The 18,575-nt window shown below is 40.3% G+C and carries 15 protein-coding genes and 2 pseudogenes; 6 read left to right on the top strand and 11 right to left on the bottom strand.

Translation table 11 applies throughout. From position 1 onward, the window contains the following. Positions 1-112: 112 nt before the first annotated feature. A complete protein-coding gene (locus tag OCT63_RS02385) occupies positions 113-352 on the top strand; it encodes a sulfurtransferase TusA family protein (RefSeq protein WP_060468303.1) in 240 nt (79 codons plus the stop codon). Next, entirely contained in the window at positions 345-1,421 is a 1,077-nt protein-coding gene (locus tag OCT63_RS02390; RefSeq protein ID WP_060468302.1) for an AI-2E family transporter, read from the top strand. The genes OCT63_RS02385 and OCT63_RS02390 overlap by 8 nt, the downstream gene beginning before the upstream one ends. 147 nt (positions 1,422-1,568) lie before the next feature. Here the strand turns inward: OCT63_RS02390 and OCT63_RS02395 are convergent. The 5 genes and pseudogenes from OCT63_RS02395 to OCT63_RS02415 form a co-directional block, all read right to left on the bottom strand. Continuing rightward, positions 1,569-1,706, bottom strand: a pseudogene (locus OCT63_RS02395) (thioredoxin-dependent thiol peroxidase); the annotation flags it as partial. 376 nt (positions 1,707-2,082) lie between these two features. Then, positions 2,083-2,289 carry a hypothetical protein gene (locus OCT63_RS02400; RefSeq protein ID WP_054541653.1) on the bottom strand — a complete coding sequence of 69 codons (207 nt, stop codon included), beginning with the start codon at positions 2,287-2,289 and terminating at the stop codon, positions 2,083-2,085. A 298-nt stretch (positions 2,290-2,587) separates the two neighbouring features. Further along, entirely contained in the window at positions 2,588-4,318 is a 1,731-nt protein-coding gene (locus OCT63_RS02405) for a hypothetical protein (protein ID WP_269983110.1), read from the bottom strand. Positions 4,319-4,439: 121 nt separating this feature from the next. Next, on the bottom strand, positions 4,440-6,296 hold the full coding sequence (locus OCT63_RS02410; protein WP_269983111.1) for a UvrD-helicase domain-containing protein: 1,857 nt from the start codon (positions 6,294-6,296) through the stop codon (positions 4,440-4,442). Then, complete coding sequence (locus tag OCT63_RS02415; protein ID WP_269983112.1) at positions 6,289-8,145, bottom strand: ATP-dependent nuclease; 1,857 nt, start codon at positions 8,143-8,145, stop codon at positions 6,289-6,291. The genes OCT63_RS02410 and OCT63_RS02415 overlap by 8 nt, the downstream gene beginning before the upstream one ends. 434 nt (positions 8,146-8,579) lie before the next feature. Here OCT63_RS02415 and OCT63_RS02420 point away from each other — a divergent pair, with 434 nt between their 5' ends. Next, the gene (locus tag OCT63_RS02420) at positions 8,580-10,091 is read left to right on the top strand and encodes a hypothetical protein (protein ID WP_054541657.1); all 1,512 of its coding nucleotides are present in this window, start codon (positions 8,580-8,582) and stop codon (positions 10,089-10,091) included. 473 nt (positions 10,092-10,564) lie between these two features. Then, the gene (locus OCT63_RS02425; protein ID WP_269983113.1) at positions 10,565-10,879 is read left to right on the top strand and encodes a hypothetical protein; all 315 of its coding nucleotides are present in this window, start codon (positions 10,565-10,567) and stop codon (positions 10,877-10,879) included. Positions 10,880-10,890: 11 nt separating this feature from the next. Here the strand turns inward: OCT63_RS02425 and OCT63_RS02430 are convergent, their stop codons facing one another. Continuing rightward, positions 10,891-11,532, bottom strand: a complete 642-nt coding sequence (locus OCT63_RS02430; protein WP_269983114.1) for a hypothetical protein — start codon at positions 11,530-11,532, stop codon at positions 10,891-10,893. Between the two features lie 129 nt (positions 11,533-11,661). Here OCT63_RS02430 and OCT63_RS02435 point away from each other — a divergent pair, with 129 nt between their 5' ends. Beyond that, positions 11,662-11,889 carry a hypothetical protein gene (locus OCT63_RS02435; protein ID WP_054541660.1) on the top strand — a complete coding sequence of 76 codons (228 nt, stop codon included), beginning with the start codon at positions 11,662-11,664 and terminating at the stop codon, positions 11,887-11,889. A 256-nt stretch (positions 11,890-12,145) separates the two neighbouring features. On the opposite strand, the gene OCT63_RS02440 is transcribed toward OCT63_RS02435, so the two are convergent. Beyond that, on the bottom strand, positions 12,146-13,633 hold the full coding sequence (locus OCT63_RS02440; RefSeq protein WP_269983115.1) for a hypothetical protein: 1,488 nt from the start codon (positions 13,631-13,633) through the stop codon (positions 12,146-12,148). 227 nt (positions 13,634-13,860) lie between these two features. Between OCT63_RS02440 and OCT63_RS02445 the strand changes: the two genes are divergently transcribed. Next, a complete protein-coding gene (locus OCT63_RS02445) occupies positions 13,861-14,193 on the top strand; it encodes a hypothetical protein (RefSeq protein WP_269983116.1) in 333 nt (110 codons plus the stop codon). A gap of 346 nt (positions 14,194-14,539) precedes the next feature. On the opposite strand, the pseudogene OCT63_RS21495 reads toward OCT63_RS02445, so the two are convergent. From OCT63_RS21495 to OCT63_RS02465, 4 genes and pseudogenes are all read right to left on the bottom strand, one after another. Then, positions 14,540-15,199: pseudogene (locus OCT63_RS21495) on the bottom strand (recombinase family protein). Positions 15,200-15,238: 39 nt separating this feature from the next. Continuing rightward, on the bottom strand, positions 15,239-15,703 hold the full coding sequence (bcp, locus tag OCT63_RS02455) for a thioredoxin-dependent thiol peroxidase (RefSeq protein ID WP_269983118.1): 465 nt from the start codon (positions 15,701-15,703) through the stop codon (positions 15,239-15,241). Positions 15,704-15,873: 170 nt separating this feature from the next. Beyond that, a complete protein-coding gene (locus OCT63_RS02460) occupies positions 15,874-16,377 on the bottom strand; it encodes a bacterioferritin comigratory protein (RefSeq protein ID WP_269983119.1) in 504 nt (167 codons plus the stop codon). Continuing rightward, positions 16,377-18,569, bottom strand: a complete 2,193-nt coding sequence (locus tag OCT63_RS02465; protein ID WP_269983120.1) for a tyrosine-type recombinase/integrase — start codon at positions 18,567-18,569, stop codon at positions 16,377-16,379. The genes OCT63_RS02460 and OCT63_RS02465 overlap by 1 nt, the downstream gene beginning before the upstream one ends. Positions 18,570-18,575: the final 6 nt, after the last annotated feature.

Consider the following 18,575-nt stretch of genomic DNA (forward strand, 5'->3'; position numbering starts at 1 on the left):
GATTTAACCTTTACCAAGCGCGTGCGCTATCATGAAGGAAGATGAATCAATGATGGCACGTTTTTAAAAACAGATTACAATATGCCTCTTATAATAAGCATCGAGTCCAAGAATGACACCTAATATTCTAGATTTACGCCAAGAGCGCTGTCCAATGGCGTTATTGTTAGCCAAGCGTCACAGTGTAAAGTTAGAAGTAGGACAATCATTGTCAATTTACGTCTCTGATAACAGCTCGATGAAAGATATTGTGAGCTTTTTATCTCAGCACGCCTACGTTGTAATTACTGAGGCTTGCTCTAGCTACCATCACCTCCTCGTTACTAAAAAGGAATTGCAATCAAATGCTTGAAATGGTTAATCGTTGGTATAAACGACGTTTCTCTGATCCCCATGCCGTCAGTTTGGTTGCCATCATTCTATTCGGCTTTATTACTATCTACTTCTTTGGTCATTTAATCGCTCCGTTATTGGTCGCGATTGTGTTGGCTTACTTGTTAGAGTGGCCAGTAACTCAGCTTCAGAGACTAGGGGTTCCCCGAACGCCTTCTGTGATGCTGGTGATCTTGATGTTCTTTAGTTTAATGTTGCTTGCGCTATTTGGCCTAGTGCCAACCATTTGGGGGCAAGTTGGTAACCTTATTAATGATATCCCAAGTATGTATGGCGGCTTACAAAAGTTCATCTCGACGATTCCTGAACGTTACCCTGAGTTAGCAAACTTGCAGATTGTTGAATCCGTCATGTCGAATGCGAAGAATAAAGCACTAGGCTTTGGGGAAAGCGTTGTTAAAGGTTCTGTTGCTTCTCTTGTCAGTCTAGCCACGCTTGCGGTTTACTTGATTCTTGTGCCTTTGCTTATCTTCTTCTTACTAAAAGATAAAGAAGAGATGATTGGTATGGCGAGTGGTGTACTACCTAAAAACCGTCGTTTAGCGACCAAGGTTTGGGTAGAGATGAACCAACAGATTTCGAACTATATTCGTGGCAAAGTAGTTGAAATTTTAATCGTCGGCGGTGTCAGTTACGTCACCTTTGCGATCCTAGATTTACGTTATTCAACACTGCTAGCCGTGGCGGTTGGCTTATCAGTATTGATCCCGTATATCGGTGCGGCAGCGGTAACCGTGCCCGTAGCGATTGTTGGCCTGTTCCAGTGGGGGCTTGAGCCTCAATTCTACTGGTTGTTGCTGGCTTACGGCATTATTCAGGCACTAGATGGCAACGTGTTAGTACCCGTTCTGTTCTCTGAAGCGGTGAACCTACACCCTGTTGCGATTATTGTTGCTGTATTGGTGTTTGGTGGTTTATGGGGATTCTGGGGTGTGTTCTTTGCTATTCCATTGGCAACGTTAGTGAAAGCGGTTTGGAATGCCTTACCGAGCCATGCGTTGGACGATGATCCTGAGCACTCGCACTAATTAAGTACTTAGTGTAAGCACTAACAAATACCCATTACAAAAAAGGCCAAATCTTAATGAGATTTGGCCTTTTTGATCTATTCTTTTGCTACGGTGCATTGGGTTAAGAAGCTCATTTGAACTTAGCGCTTTTAACCGAAACAGCCATTAAGCTTCTGGGTTGAAGTAATCTAAAACCACTTCGTGGTGAGTCTTAGTCTTGAACTTGTTGAAGACGTGTTCAATCTGACCTTCTTCATCAATTAGGAAGCTAATACGGTGCAGACCATCGTATACTTTACCCATGTGAAAGCACCCTTGGGAGCTTTTTAAGACAGCATTTTTGACGTTGTTTGACAAAACCTAATTTTAACAGTGAGTTATGTTAGTTTATTCACTTTAAGAGCTTACATTATAACAATTGTCATGATTTTTTGTAAATGGGGGCTCTTATAACGACTTTTGAGTGAAAATTTGTCATAAAAAATCGACCAAGACTATGGCGTGAGAAGCTAGAATACATCCTGATGATGTGCAACATAGTCTGAAGCAACGAAAGCGAAATGCTTATTGGGTTCCAAACACTTTTAGAGTGGAGTGTCGTGAGTTTGCTAAATTAGCAATCCACTCTGAACATCATTTTGCTATAACCAGAACGCCCCCACATGAAGGCGTTCTGTGTTTAGTGGCTGTCGTGACTTGCGCTTATCGGAGGTTTTAGTTCTTGCATAGACAGGTTAGCTTCCAGTTCATTGCCATTCAGGATACTTGGTTTTTCGTCAAGTTTAATCTGAATGTGGCCTTTATTGTTTGGTATGTAATTGATGTTAACGCAGCCATTCAAGGCTATCGTCAGTAGTGCTGCTAGCAGCGGCTTTTTACTTTGCATATTGGTTTATTTTCTTAAAACATAAGAATTAAAATCCATGAATGCAAATCTTTATTTTTGTTCTATTTTTTCTCGCTGAACTCAATCCGAGAAGTTTGCTATAGTCGTTACATAGCCAACCTCTCACTTAGAACGACTTAAGGGCTAGATTGATACCAGTGCCGTTCGTACACACTCTGAGATAACTTTTAGTATGGAAATCAATTAACAAAATTTGCATGAGCTTGTGTTCTAAACCACTTTGGGGTAATCATGAGTCAGCAGGATCCTACTGACTCGAAGGTAGGACATAAACATGTTACGTATTGATACAACTTTCACCTGAGATCCTAGAATTGTTAAATGACTGCAATTTAGATAGTTTGTCGATAACAACTATTCCTCTCAGCAGATATGTCTGGTTACCATACTTAACGTAAGAGTCTGAAATATATGCCACTTTCTTATCATCAGAAACTTGTGATTGTACAAACTCTTCGAAGTTTCTGAATTTATTTGATGTAACATGATCTCCAAAAAATGCCTCTTTTATGCGGCGAGTTAACTTTTTATCAACGTGATAAGTGTGCTGATCCCTAAAAAAGACGAAAGAAAAAATACCCTGTTCGTTCTTCACAAAGTTAAATGTGGACTCGTTAACTTGCATTATGTTTGCTTTGCTTAAAGCAACATCACGCTTAAAAGAATCCAATCGACAACCTTGTTTCAATTCATGATAGGGCATACATAGTAGCTCAAGGAAACTGTTATCTGAAATGCCTAAATCTTTATATATCATATACATAGTAAGCATCTTGATCTTGTTTAGATACAAATAGACTTGTTGCGTAGAGAGAACCTCCATCTCACCGTGTGCCGCTCGATCTCGTATCTCCTTTATCTGATAGAAATCTTTATCATTGATGAACACATCTGGCACAGTTTTGCCGATATAACGCAAGTAAGTTTTAGCCTTCTTGTTGAGTGTTGTTGCACTGCGATTTGGTATAAATCTTTTGAGCGTAGCTTCATCTGCTATGTTAATTACTGTCCCTTCATCAATAGCTTTTGTAATCAATGGTTCGCTCTCTACAAGAAGCGCTAGTTTTGCTATGAACTTAGCATAGTCATCTTGGGACATTACATCACTCAGCTCATGCAGTTCGACTCTATAACTAAAGTACTTGTCAAGAATAGACGCATATAGCATCAACTCGTATTCAAGCACGTTTTTTATGCTGAATAATGGGATTGTTTTCGACCATATATTCTCGAAAACAAATGTGTTATCTACAAAGTAGTTCTGACAGATTGCTTGAAATGAGGCTCTTAGCTGGTCTGCGGGCATGAATGGGTATGGTTGAGAAACTTTTTCTGTCTCTTTTGTTTTATAGCTTGGGACATAGAGGTACCCTTTGTTTGAGTCTTCGTCGAACAAGTCAATTCTTGTTGCGTAACTAGATGTTCCAAACAGCCACGTAAACAGATTAGTCACTTTGAACATTAGCTTGGAAATCTCGTCCATTGAAACAGGTGTATCGTAGGTAAAGTTGATATCTAGGGTGCTAGTGAATATGAAACCATCTCCATTGTCGTTATCTTTCAAGTGTTTAGATTGAAAGATATCAACATTCTTAATGCTCTTACTATTCACTAACTCTGCATTCAGTGGCTCAATGTTAGTTTGAGCTGACATATCTCCACTTTCCTCAAATCTCCTTTTTACCTCATGATTAAAGTAGGTGGAAAGCTGAGGCATTATAAAAGAGACTTGTGTAATTTTATGTCTATTTGCAGCCCCTGTGTATACGTGGCCAAAAAGCTCATTATCGTATGAAGAATCGTGACGACCTGATAAATAGTACGTTGATTTGCCACCACTCACGTAATCATGAACGACGATTTCATCTATATCCTGAGGTATAAAAGGCGCAAACTTATTTGTACACTCAAGTGTTGGGTACCTGCCTCTTTCTAAAGACAGTATCGCGTAGCAACCGTCATCAAGTTTGACATTTATTGTTTTTTCGCAGTCAAGTGTAAGTTTCATAGTAATGCTTTTTTTAACCAGTTTTATTTCGTTTCGGGCAGAGGTGAGTTAGAGCCCAAGACGAAGTTATTCTCTTCAGATAAACTGAATGTGGGCACTCAGTATTAGACGGTCCTTTCTTCTACTCCAAAGTAAGATCGTGTATTTTCCAACCCGCATGTTCTCTTACGCTAACCAGCGAAGACGGAAAGTCAGATTTATCCATTGCTAAACAAAGTAAATGCTCAGGCCTTGTAAGTGCTACATACAACTGTTTCATAAACTTAATTTTACGAGCTCCTCTAGGTTTGCTTCTATTCTCATTGAGGATGTACTGAATTAATGTTGCAATATCCTTCTGATGAAACTTGGTCTCTAAAACTAGGGTCGCTGCGTGTGTTTCCCCCTTTACTGCATGAATCGTTGTGACTTCATTTTCAATCAATCGTCCCGAGACATTGGTATAAACCGTATTTAGGCGGCGACCCTGTTCGGTAATGTCTTCCTCTAATTTATCAGAATCAAAGGAAATGAATTCCTCAAGACCATCGGGGATGGTTAAAGCTAAAATATCGCACAAACGTTCAATCGCACTTCCCCAGTTTTGAGCATTTAAGTCATTGGCAATTAGCCCCCTGACAACAAGGTTAAAATCGAGAGTATGGTTGAACTCCTTCAAATACCTACGAATAGCATTTACAGAGTAGGCAACATTACCTTCTTGGTGCATTACCTCCGCACCTGCCTTTCGACCGAGCCTAGATATGCCATCTAAAACTAAGCGATATGATACGTGGTAATCCTTGCGTCGACGCCCTTCGTAGAGGTAATGAATAAGTTTGCATGGTTTGAATGCCTTTACCGAGCTCGATTTATCAAAAGAATCAAGATAGTTACAAATCGTCAATCCCCCTTCCTTTCTAGTCCCGACAGCACCCACTGTTTTTATTTTGCGCTTACAGTCTTCAGGTACAGCTTGCACACATAATTCAGCAAATTTTTCGAAAACAGCATCACGTGAGTTCTCATCAACTAAAAAGATGGTGTGATACGTATGTTCTGAAACATCAAGAGGGGCTTGTAAGTTAATGCGGTTGTAACTGAGGTTTTTTGCCAAAACTGCTACAGAATTAGTAAATCGATGACTATTTTCAACTTTACTTAGTTCCATTCGATTGTAAGACTCGTTCTCCTCTTGCTCACCACTGTAGATCGCTTGATCAGGGTCACCAAATCTTTGAAATAAAACGCTTTCAACATTAAATACCTTGTTGAGTAGTTCATCTTGGAATTTTTGCGTATCTTGCATTTCATCTATAAAAACATATGGAAAGCGCGACCTTATAGCTGGATATATCGATGGATTACTTAGTAAATAATGTTCTGCGAATGCATACATCTCATGAAAATAAAAGCAACCTAATTTTAATAGTGTCGCTTTCACCGACTCCAAATTTTGGTAACTAAGTGAGGGAGATTCTGAATTAAAGCCAGGAACTCCTAGGACTAGTTGTTCATCAACGAACCTATATTGCAATTTATCCAAGGAAGATATATGCCGTTGCTCTAGGTAACGTTTCGTACCAATATTCAGTAGACTCCAACCTTTGCTGTTACATATATCATCATCGATATGACTAACTGTAAATCCACTTGAGCGTAGATAAGGTATTGCTAAGAATTTATTCACGAATTCTTGTATTGTTCCGATGAAGTGTGGGAAAGAGAGTAATTTTTGTCCATCTGAACTCGTATTCAGCCGAGCAATTATTTCTTCTTTAGCAACATTTGTATGAGTTAATACACATATCCCCTGATTACCTGGTTTCCACTTTTTAGCAAGTATCATTAACTTGGCTGCCACTATGGTTGTTTTACCACTACCGGGGCACGCTTGAACATCATCATATGTGGTGATGATTTGTCTTCTTGTTTCGTCGAACGTTAAACCGAGAGTGCTTTCAACTGCATTGATGTCTTCATTGCTTATATCAATCATCTTGCGAAAGCTCCTCTTCACTGGAGAATGGTTCTGTTACATATTCAATAGCATCAATAATATAAGGTGGTAGCTTTGTTTTTAGTTCTTCTGCGCGCCCCTCATAACGAGATAGCAGGTTAGCCAGCGAGTAGCTTACTTCACTTTTCCCGCCCTCTATAAAGCTATATATCTGTACCGCTCTTTCCTGGTTATTAGAGCTTAATGTGTCATAACCATCGAGATTACCCTTGATTACTTCATATAGTTCCTCGCTGAGCCCATACTTGGCTAGACAAAACTCAAAAGTCCATTCATTAGAAATAAAGGTTCGAACATTTTCTCCATCAAACTCGGATTTCTTCGCTTTTTTCCCCTCTATCTGTTCATCCGTCAATTCATTAAGCCAGTAGCTAAGATTGCCTAGCTTTCTACCACTAGGCCGCATCTTCTCTTTAAATCCAATGCAACCTTCCTCTCCAGTATCTTCAGCTTCACTCGGCCACAAATCCAAATCTGTAATACACGCAACTTTAATTGGTAATGGCTTTGCCTCTTCTATAGAACCAGAACGATAAACTTTTGCGTAACGTTTTCTCGATAAGCCGTTAACACTAACTAGTGATACACCGTAGTCCTCTAACGGTCTACCTAGCAACTTCGCGATTTGGGGAATTAGTACAACTTCAGCAACACCTTCAACCAAAAGTACACCTGTAGCAAAAAACATATTCGCTTTAGTGGAATCTAAAAATTTTTCTAGAAAAATGTAATCACCTTCCTCAAGAGCTGTGCACCCCTTCCTCAACGGGAATGCTTGTCCTTGTTGCATCAAAATCAAGCTCTCCAGTGGAGCCTTGGACGCAAGTACTGGACTATGGGTGGATAAAATGCACTGTAAATTACTATTTTCGGTTCGAAGGTAGTTAATGAACTTCAGTTGTAGTTGGGGGTGAAGGTGAGCTTCTGGCTCCTCAACTAGTAACAAAGAGTAGTGGCTTTCCTCTTGGTTAATCAGCATCAACTCTGCAGCCATAAAGAGCAAACTACTGTATCCAAGACCATGCTTAACACCAGTAGCATCCAGTTCAAGGGATAATTTTTCTAGGATGGCTTTGAGCGCCAACGCTCTCTCTGAATCATTCATGTCACCGTAGTCTTGGCTTCCTAGAAGGTTCAAAACTGGTGCAAATACATTTGGCCTGAACGTTAACGAGTTTACTAACTCAGTAATATTCGCCTGAGTAGCCTGAATAGCACTATCTGACTGAATAGCTCTACTTGCATCTGTCAGTAACTGAATAATACGCTCCGTTGCAATAGAATCACCAGCTACACTAGAACTACCACCAAGAATTTGGGAAAGTCTTGAAGATCTTCCTGCTGATAGTTCAGTTTCTGCATCTCGAAGAGGTTTCAAATACGTTGCAGCAAGATATTCTCGTATATCTCTATCAATCGTAGGTCCTCCACCATTAAGCCCTGAACGAAATTCAGTCTTAATAAATTGAGTTTTCTTAAAAGGGTTTAGTGCTAGTTTAGCCTTGAGGTTTACAACTAAAATTGCTCGATTATGTCCTGGTTCTGTCTCTTCATTCGTTAAATGCTCCAGAAATATTCCCAGTTCGCGCGAAGACAAGTTTTCAAACTTAAGGGCAATGCTTAACTCATCTGTTCCATGATGAAAATCAGTATCTTTCAAGCTCACCCATTCAGCAGAAGTCGTATCAAGTGTAAACCTAATGGCATCGATTACCGAGCTCTTACCAGCGTTGTTTTCGCCAACAAGCAAGTTTAGTCCCTTGTTAAAGGACATAGAAAAATCATTGAATTGTCTGAAGTTTTTTGTTTTTAATTCTGAAAGATACATATTTTGTTATCCAATTTAATTTAACTAGGAATAACCTGGGCAGGCACACCTAGAGAAATTCTAGGCAATCTTGTGAATATACCATGTAGTTCATAACTTAATACTTGAATCAAGTCACGTGACCACTGGGAATGGTTAACTATTAAATAAACAAGGTTTTAATTGTGTGAAACTCAACACATCGGAGCTTGGTCGCTCACTAACAAAGCTGGGATAATCTCATATGGAATATTGCTTTTTAGCTGTGAAGTCTAGTGCTATTTGAAGCTGAAAATATCAGGTGATAGAGTGTCGTTTAGATAGCGACTGTGACAGAGTTAGAACTTTACTGTAGCTTCACTGTTATAAGTCATTCTAATATAAGGGATTGTGTACAAGGAAGAAAAAGACGGCTACTATCCTTAATAAAGGAAATATATATAGCGCAGTGTGACATGAACAAAGTCGAAATGATCTTAAAAGAAGAGGGACCTTGCCTTAGCTCTGATTTGAACAAAAAGCTTGTTGAAAGGTTTGGTTTATCTTCCGATGCAGCTAGAAAGCAAGTATCCCGTGGTTGCCCTGACATGCATCGATTGAGCGGGATAAAATTCGCGCGGAATGCGAGGTTCATCTATTTAAGAAAAGATTATCGCTCTCCTTTCTACTGGGAGGCTTTGTATCGAGCATTTAAAGACACTAATTCAGCTTACTGGTTTGCTATTTCTGCGTTGATACAGAGGGGCGGCCCTGTACCTTACAGGCATTTTCTAATTTGTTGTGGTTCTCCTTTGAAGCAGAAAAAACATCTATCCCCAGATGAAGTTTTAAAGAGGTTAGAGTCTATCGGTGTACTTACACAAAAGCACTTTGATGGCTTGGGGCGGTGTGTCACCCTGCTTGAACATGAAGGCCAGAGTTGGCTCGTAGCAGAACAACAAGCTCGTTTATTGGCTGAGAATATTCTTATTAAAGCTATTTCTAACTGGGCAAAGAACATAGGAATGGTCAGTTACCACAAGTTAGTTGATAGAGATGGTTATGAATTGCCGCAAGTTAGCACTATCGCGTGGGATATAGCTGGGCCTTCCTATGTCTCAGGGTTAACTGATTTTAAGAGAGGCTCTACTTCTGAGATAAATCCGGGATTTTTTACATGTGATGTGTACCTAGGAAGTAAAGTTGGACTTAGTGGAATAGAGCCGTTTATCAGAAAGTGTAAGGCTTTAAGAGGTTTAAAACGGGTCGGTAGAACACTACATTTTTTCGTAGCTGATGACTTTCAATCTGACGCATTCCAAGCGGCGAAAGAAGCTGGAATTATGCCTTCGACGGTGGAAAACCTGTTTGGAAAAGAAATTGCCAAAGGGTTGAAGAACTTAATTAAAACGTTGGATGAAGCAGCTAAAACAGTTACGTTAGAGCCTGAAAAGTTTAACGCTTTGTTTGACTCTCTAGGTAAGATAGAAGGTGCTGCCGGGAACTTACGGGGAGCGCTGTTTGAGTATTTCACCGCAACACTCATCCCAAAGATTCAACTATCTCATCGAATAAGAATTAATGAAAAGTGTAAAACCGACTCTGGCTCTGCTGAAGCTGATGTCATATCTGAAGGAAATGGTGAGATTCTTTTTATTGAGTGTAAAGGACACCGCGCAGGCGGTGTCGTTGAGCATGAAGAAGTGAAAAAGTGGCTTCAACAGAGGGTGCCAACCCTAAACAAATATGCAAAGCTACATAATGATTGGAAGGGTAAAAAGCTACGCTTTGAGATATGGACGACAGGTCGCTTCAGCGATGAGTCAATAGCTTTGTTGAACAATGCTAAATGCACTCTAAATAAGTATGAGATTGATTTTCTTGATGCTATGCGGGTTAAGGCTGAGGTTGATAAGTGTGATGACAAGGAGCTTCGCAATACATTCCTTAAGTGCTTTTATGATCACCCCTTGCGGAAAGTTGGGTAGCTATGATTCAGTCAATTCACTTTAATCAGGGACTATGAGTGCAGGTTTCGCTATGTGTCATTCATTACTTTTGTATTGTAAACTAGCCGATTATTAGAATTTGTATTATCAGGTGAAGCTCATTTAGGGGATAACAAGTAAATATCACTAGGCTCAAAGAGTATTGTCATAATTTAGTCGTTGCAAATTTTGCAACAACTGCTGAGGATCTCAATAGACATAGAATCGACATTTTGTTGATTCTATGTCGCTGCATTAACCTTGATTTGATAGACATAAGATCGACATTTTGTCGATTCTACGTCGCAGTTCTGTTGAAAGTGAAACCATATATAGGAAATCTACCCTCTCAAATATTAAACCAAAACATACAGCCACCTATGCTTTGTACATCAAGGCTTGGTTAGGTGAAGAAAACTGTCGAAGATGCGTTAATATTTGATATAACGATAATAAATTAGGGGTAAGTATTGATGAGTCAAAGGCTAGCATCTGGGCTTAAAGCCGCCGAAACATTGTTGTTAAAATGGGGAGCTACCCATGAACCGATACAAGTTGTTCTACCAACTGAAGAGGATAGTCTTGAAGTTAGAATTAGCCACATTTTAAATATTCATGCCACTTTAAGGACAATATTTAGCAATGAAGACAATGTATATGGCTTTATGAGTCATGCAAATAACAACATCTTCTTCAATGGGCGAAGCCCAACTAGTATCATCGTTTCAGGACACTTATCTGATTTGCAAGAAGTTAGAGATGAAATTGATAACTTAGTATTACGCTAAGATAAACTTACTTAGCTAAGCTGTGACAAGGGGTGTTCGACACGTACACTCGACAAATTCATTAACCCATATATAGGGTTATCCCATCGATCCCCTCGCCAGATTACAGAAGAAACACACTCTAAATGTTTCAGCTCTTCTAGAATGTTGTTTTGTGCTTCTACAGATAAATTACAGTCAATATTGACGCTTAGGTATGTATGGCGAGCCAATTCTGCAGCATTCATGACATCTTTATAGTCTACTCCAGAGCTCCCCCCTTGAGTTAAAATTACGCTCGTAAATGATGATTTGAATAGAGCTAGTGCCAACTGATGGTTGCAGTGACACTCGCTCCAATCCCACATGACAGACCCCGTCAATTCCTCAGAATTCTCTAATCGAGCCAATGAATCAAAGTATGGTCCATATTCGTCCTTGCGAGTTCCAAAGATTCTTACAACGAGAGGGCGCTCTCCACGCCGCATTAACTCTTTCTGTAGAACTCGCACAGTATGACGCTCACCACTCCCACCTTTCGTTCGTAAAACGGCATATACTTTTAATTCAGCACAGCACTCTTGCCAAAAACTAACATCAATGTCTTGCCGCGAAAAATCGGAAATAGTGTTGAGCCCACCGCCTAAACTGCGCAGTCTAGTTTTCTGGTTCATAACAAACTCCTAAGATTACGTTGAGTCCCGTCTATCATTTAGAACAACTGATAGTCACCTAAATGTTGATGCCTGACTTTGATTCGTGCTACGTAACATAATAGCTTAACGAAAGGAAAGGAGATCTCTATGACAACAAATAAATCAACGTTATACCCAACACTAACCCCTTTTAATTTGCCCAATGTTCCATTCAAAGTCATTGACCCAAATGAATTACCTACCGCCTATAGATTGGCTTTCGAAGAATTTTTAGCTGGCTCATCTGCGCCACATCCTATCTATGCCTATCAGCATGATTTTGAACGGTTCATTTTATTGATTGAGCAGGGACATATTAAAATAAAAGAAGGCTAAGTTGTATGAAATGCAAATAGAGAAAGTGGCTAATGCCCCCTCAAAGGTTTGGAATTGTAAGAGCTTAGCTTTACAGGAAGTTACGGCGAAAAATCGGTCAAATCGTACCAACCTGATATGTTGCACGTTGAGGGACAATTTCTAGTTAGCGTGGGAGCTTGTGTTTGTCCACTTCAGATAAGCTGAATTAGGGCAAAAATAATGCAAAACCGTCTAGCTCAGATCTGTATCTTAAGTTTGATGCTATTCAGTGTGTTCACCATGTAATCACATAGCTCCCGTTAGGGTGAGGCTTAACCTCTGCTTCTCGCCCTTGTTTACGGTGCTGCGTAATCAATGACTTAGCTTTGTCGACATCATCCTTATGTAGGCGCTCTAACCTAACCGGCATAACCTCCCTCAATTTGTCTCTTTGTTTTGTGTTTAGGCGAGCATCGAATTGAACTCTCCCGAACCGGAAATCCTGGATATGGTGATTGAACACCGTCTTTACTAATTTGTAGCCATCTTCAATAGTCGACGCAGAAAATCCCTTTGAACCATGTGCTTTGCTTAGTTTTTCAGAAACATCCCCAAATCTAACCTCCCTCGAAAGGCCGTCACTATTCTTCCCCCAAGAAAATGTTACCGAATCACCTGTGGTGGTAATTCGAACGTAGTGTTCAAAGAGAACAATCAAACCACAGAGGTATGCTTTTGCATGATGGTGAGAGTTCAGCTCTGGCAGTTGGACTTTGTGAAGTCGCATAAACTCAGTACAGTCAATCGGCTCAAGTTTTGGGGTGTTATGAGCCTTTACCAGGTCAGCTTCGTTCTCTGCAAGAAGCATATCGGCAATCCGATTATGGTTCTGCGCAATAGATATTTGTGCTCGTAAATCAGCTAGCGCCTTTTCTAATTCAACATCCGATATAGGCGTTGATAGGTCTATACGGAATCGCATCTCGCTTGTTTTCGAAACTGCCTCAAGTGGTGGTTCCTGGATAAAGTAACTGACACTGTAATAGGCAGGGAGAGCTTCCTTGCAACTGGCATATTGAAGTTTCGACCTAGATAGCGCTGTATCAGGTACCGTGAACTCTCGAGTTATACCTTTGCTTTCATGGATGAGCCTTTCGTCATAAGGACGCATAGACTTATACGGAGCAAGATAGAAAGTGTGTTCTGTTCCATCTTTATTTGATTGTGAAATGAAGAAAAGGCCGTAGTAATAACTTAGGGCGTCATAGTAATCGAACGTATAGCCTATTACGCTCGGTGGGTACTTGTGAGGTATTGAGGTTTTGAAACCACGATTCTTTTTGAAGATACCCTTAGCCAGCTGAAATGCAGCTTGTTTAAGCTCTCGTTCGTGCCGTTCATAGTCAAACGGTTCGTCATTCCCCTCTAGCTTTTCTTCGCCATCGCTATAGGTTTTTGCTTCAAGTCCTAACTGGAGAACATCTGGCTCTTGTAACACACGACTAACTCTTTCTTCGAAGTCGGCCTTTGAAGCACCGTATACAATGAGATCAACTAAATCACAACTCAGGCTTTCTAACATACTGTCAAACCCCTGATCTAACAGGGGCGAAAACTGTTCCCAGATGTGCTTTGATAGGTTGTATATCAACGAGTATTGATCAGGGTATTGTTTTAGCAATGCCAGCTTGTATATTTCTTGGGCGATGAAGTTGGTCATCTCCGACAGAGCATTGCATTCTTGACGTTCTCTTTTTAGCGGGTTTTCTGGTGTTCTATCCATAAAGTGTTCCTGCTCTTAAGCAAACCCTCTCAGTATACACACACAATTTTGCTAAATAACAGCCAATTTAATTACGCCTTTCTTTTGCCCGCAATTTTCGGAGGTTCCACTTTAAACTTCCCAGTAAGCGTGGTGATAGTGATTGCAAAACTACTCAGTCAATCATGCCATTCTTACCCAAACAGCAATGTCGCTGATTGGGTAACTTATTGTTTAAGGGTAATAAAATGTCAGGTATCGTCCAACGAAATTTACATCGCAGCATAGCAGCTTCTATTATGAAGGTGGCAGAGGAAACCGGTATTCCTGAATCCGATCTAGTGGAAATCATGAACGACAAGTATGAGTATGTTCCAAGGAACAACCAAACCGAAGAAAAAAAGCTGAAGAAACAAATGGAACTCGATATTGCCGCCGAAAAACATGCAAGAGAAAATAAGTTGAAAGTTAGCAAAACTGCGGTAGCGAAAACGGCTTTAAGCAGGGAAATGGGTACTCTTGGGAGAGAGTTCAAAGCAGAAGAAGAGGGTGGCTCAACTCCAGCCCCCGGTAAAGGGTGATCACTTGCTGCCCTCATAGGCCAAAGGCGCCGGGAGGCGCCTTTTCTTTGATGAAGCGTGGGCCCCGTATTATCACATAAGGATCTAGTAACAAGTTAACTCCAGTAGAACACTGTTACTTTCTGTTACTCTACATTATAAGGCATTGTTTTAAATGAACTAATGTTTTGTGCTCGCTTTCAGTGAGCGCGAGAATGCGACAAAGTGGGGTATTTCAACAGACACCATTGATTGCCATTAAAAAGTCTATTGAAAACTGATGGGTCGAGACGGTAAGGATGTCTATTCGCTAACGCAGAATGGGGCAAATTAACGTGTCAGCGATGGGCGTGTTACTCGAAGCTAGCTAGCCTTGTACTTGGAACATATCAGTCTGAAATTCGGTTTTCTTATTATGAAGTCCACGGTCTTCTAACCAAGAGTAAAATCGGCTTCGAGAAATCGATATACCACGTTCATTCATTAAGTTTTCTTAGAATTTCAGCTTTGGAGGTCTTGGTGTCGAGAAGGTTCAATATATAGGCGGTGTGTTCATCAAGTTTGGATTTAACTTTCTGTCCCTTCTGACGGCCAGATGGTAGCCCTTTAGCTCTACGTTTTGCATGGCCTGCTTTGGCGCGCTCAGAGCGTTTCTGGGCCTCTACCGCACTTGCAAATGATTGCCCTATAACCGTAAAAAGGATTTCTGCATTATCCGCATTTTTTGAGTTAATGATGGTGTCGTTTTATGCCAAATGTAGCTCACCGTATGAGGCTATCTGGTCTATTGCGCCTACCAACTCCATTATTTTACTGCGGCCAAGCCGAGTAATATCTGATACGACGATGCTTTGTTGTGAAGCGATGATAATTTCCTATCACTAAGTTCTGTCTTGGTGGCAGATACATGCTCTTCAATCCAATCCGATACCTGTATGCCACGCATAGTGGCGTATGCCCTGATAGCTTCTCTTTGTGATTCGCCATCGGCTTTACGTGGATCTGATACTCGAATGTAGCCAATCATATCTGCCCCCAAGTTTAAGAGTTAATAGATCATGGAAGGTTATTTGCTATTTAGGTAGTCCAATACAACCTCGTGATGGTCTTTGGTCTTGAACTTGTTAAATACATGCTCAAGGTTACCAGATTCATCAACCAGGAAGCTTGTTCTTACTACGCCCATGTTTTCACGACCCATGAACTTCTTGAGTTGCCAAACACCGTACTTCTCACAAACTTTGTGCTCTTCATCTGCAAGTAGAGTGAAGTTCAGCTCCTGCTTGTTGATAAAGTTCGTCAGCTTTTTCGGTGTGTCTGGGCTGACACCAAGAACAACAACATTGTGGGCATCTAGCTCAGCTTTAGTGTCACGTAACCCTTGAGCCTGAACGGTGCAGCCAGGTGTTGAAGCGCGTGGGTAGAAGTAGATCAGTACTTTCTTACCTTGAAGTTCAGATAGTGTTACAGGGTTATTGTCTTGGTCATTCAGGGTAAAATTTGGTGCAGTTTGTCCAGCTTCGATTACCATTGGTCTTAATCCTTACTTTCTAAATTAAAGTTATGTGGAGTAGTGTGGGTTAGCTACGTCCTGTTGAGTGCATTTTTATATCGTTAGAGTGCGTATTTTTATCGATAACTAACGGTCCTGTTTAGTGATTACACTAAACAGGATAATCTTTTGAGTTACAGCGCTTAACGCTACTTTGGTTTTCTAAATTGGGGTGCAATAACATTGTCTGAACGAGACGATACGACTTTATCCATAGCCTCTTCTCGCTGACTTTCATGTAACATCTCCATTAGTTCTTGAACCACCTTTACATGAGTGGCAGCTTGAACAGCTAACGCACCCTTATGGCTTTGAGCTTCGTCGTAATACTCTTTTTTCTTTTTATTCGCTTGTGCTCTTTCACCTTTGAGTGATTTTATTTCTTTTTGAAGCACTTCAATGGGGGAATCAGTTGTTGCATCTTTAGCAACTTGTATTTCTAACGACTTGTTTTCTATCATTAAAACTACGTCATTATGCCTTCTGAGTGCGCCAGTAGACAGACCTGCTTCTTTTTCAACATTACTATTGTTGATTTTGAGCTTTCCCTTTCTTGCTTTATTACGCAGCTCTTTCGATGTTAACTTCGATATGTCACCATCCAAAAGTCTTTCCAATGCTTTGATTAGCTTATTTTGGGTTATCTGTGACATTATGATGTAACTCCGTATGGGATAAGTAAATTCTTAACTTCATCAGGAAAGGTGACAGGCTCAAAGTCGACATTTAAATCCTTCATAATACGCTCTGCCGCTTGAATTTTTATATAAGATTCAGAAGCGGTTTGAGGGGTTAGCTCATCATTTTCAATATCATAAAGCATGTGTATTTCTGCCTCTTTACGCTTTGCTTCGGCAAATACGGCATCAACGATGTAATCATTCTTGCAGTCTACACATTCCATCAGGTTAACAAGCGTTCTTAAACCACAGGTGGTCGAAGTGCAGTATACGCCTGGCGCAACCGCATGAATGTGGCGATTTTGAGCTCGAATTTGCTTTTTCCAATAGCTTAGAGAAAGCATGTCATTATCAACTTTATCCTTGAATAAGTTGCGGTCTGTTTTCATCATACTCTTAGCAAACTCTTTGCCTTTGCCTCCTGCAACTCGCTCCTTATTTGCCAGTTTTTGATAGATGCTCAAATAAATTCGGGCTTTCTGATCGATTCTTTCCTCATCAATTTCGTTAGCAAGAGTTTTTTTCGTTTGTCTAATTTTTTGGAGTTTACTGGCGCTCTTAGCATAGTGCCTCGTCATTGCCATAGATACATGGCTGAATTGCTGTTTCAGTTGCGGAAAACTGCAAAGCTCGTATCCAATTAAGTAGTAAGCAAAAGAGCGACGAAGCTGATGCGCTGAAAATTCATAATCATTACCTACTTCAAACGATAAATTTGGGTCAGATGTTTTTAGGTCATTAATATCTTCATTGGTTAATGTAAGCTCTTCGCCCATCACATTTTCAAACCAAGTTTTAGAGTGTCTACCTAAATTATTCTTAGTTATTTCACTACAATCCCCTTTTATTTTATGGAAAAAAAATTGTGAGCCTGGATGCAGCTTTCTTAGTGGCGTATGTAGCGCTTGAAGAACTTCATACGCTTTCATGCCCGTTTCAGTGGTGACAAACTCATCTTGCTTTGATTGAGAGCCTTTTGTTGTCTTTGATAGGTTGGCATGGATAACGTGTATCTTCTGTCTTTTTATTATCTCAGTCGTGCAGCCCTGAGCGGTGTTTAGGTGATACACCTCATCGATTCTCATTCCTGTTCGAGCCATTAAACCCCATAGGCAGCCACCACTGAGTTTTGTAAAAAGCAATCGAGCCTCTTTGAGGTTGGTGATTGTCCATTGCCCAATCGTTAACTTACGTTCATTGTGGAACTTATCAATGTAGTCGCGCTTTATCTCTGGTTTATGAAGGCGAATAAGAGCCTGTGTATCTTCTTTACTTGGAGAGTTAAGTGCTGCAAAGGATTCTTGAAAGGCAAGGGTGCGCTTTTTACTTGATTTTTGTTTACCTAAATACCATTGAATATTACCGTTTTTAAGTATGGCTTCATCACTGACCAGATACTTAGCATAACCTTTATACGCCCTATCAGAGTATGTGGCGATGTATTCTGTAAGCTGTTCCAGTTCATCACGAAGGGCATAAGCTTCATCAATGAGGGCTTCTGACCGTTTAAGGCTAAGGTAGTAGAGTCTCTGTGGAATGACGGTAAATTGCTTCGGCTCTTTGATTACTAAACCAAAGTCAGAGGCGTTAAGTTTTTTGTTTAGATTAACTTCAAACGGTAAACCTCTCGCTTCTTTGTAAAGCCGATTTAATCCGCTGTAAATTGCCTCTCTTTCAAAATCGATATCGGTAAAACCTGTTAGTGCCCAAGTTTCGAGTCGGTCAAAGTCTAAAGCAGACAGTGTGTTAAAGCCTTCATTTAAAAGTGGGACAATAACTTTTTTTAGGTTCGTTAATGCTACTGAAAGAGTGTCGAAGGAATGGTCATGAGGTGATAGCCACATCATTTTAAGCAGGAGGGTTTTAAGTTGATTTTTTAGGTTACGCTCAATGACTTTACCATCGAGTGTGAAATCAATGGAACTCTTTCTCTTTGCTCTTGATTCAAAATAAGGCTGTAGGTTTCTCCAAGCGTCATCATCGCCAATTTTACCTAATGACACCCCCGTAACAGTAAAGCCAATATCAAGGCTTTCGAGTTCCTCCCAATCACCACGCTCAATAGCTGGCTTTAATGCATCCATTAAGTAATTTGCATGAGCGCCAACATTTTGTTGTGCTTTAATAAGCTTATTTTGATGCTCTAGGTCAGTGAATTTTATCATTTTGGC

Origin of the sequence: Vibrio sp. RW (assembly GCF_027587105.1) — a bacterium.
In the GTDB taxonomy this organism is placed as follows: domain Bacteria; phylum Pseudomonadota; class Gammaproteobacteria; order Enterobacterales; family Vibrionaceae; genus Vibrio; species Vibrio toranzoniae.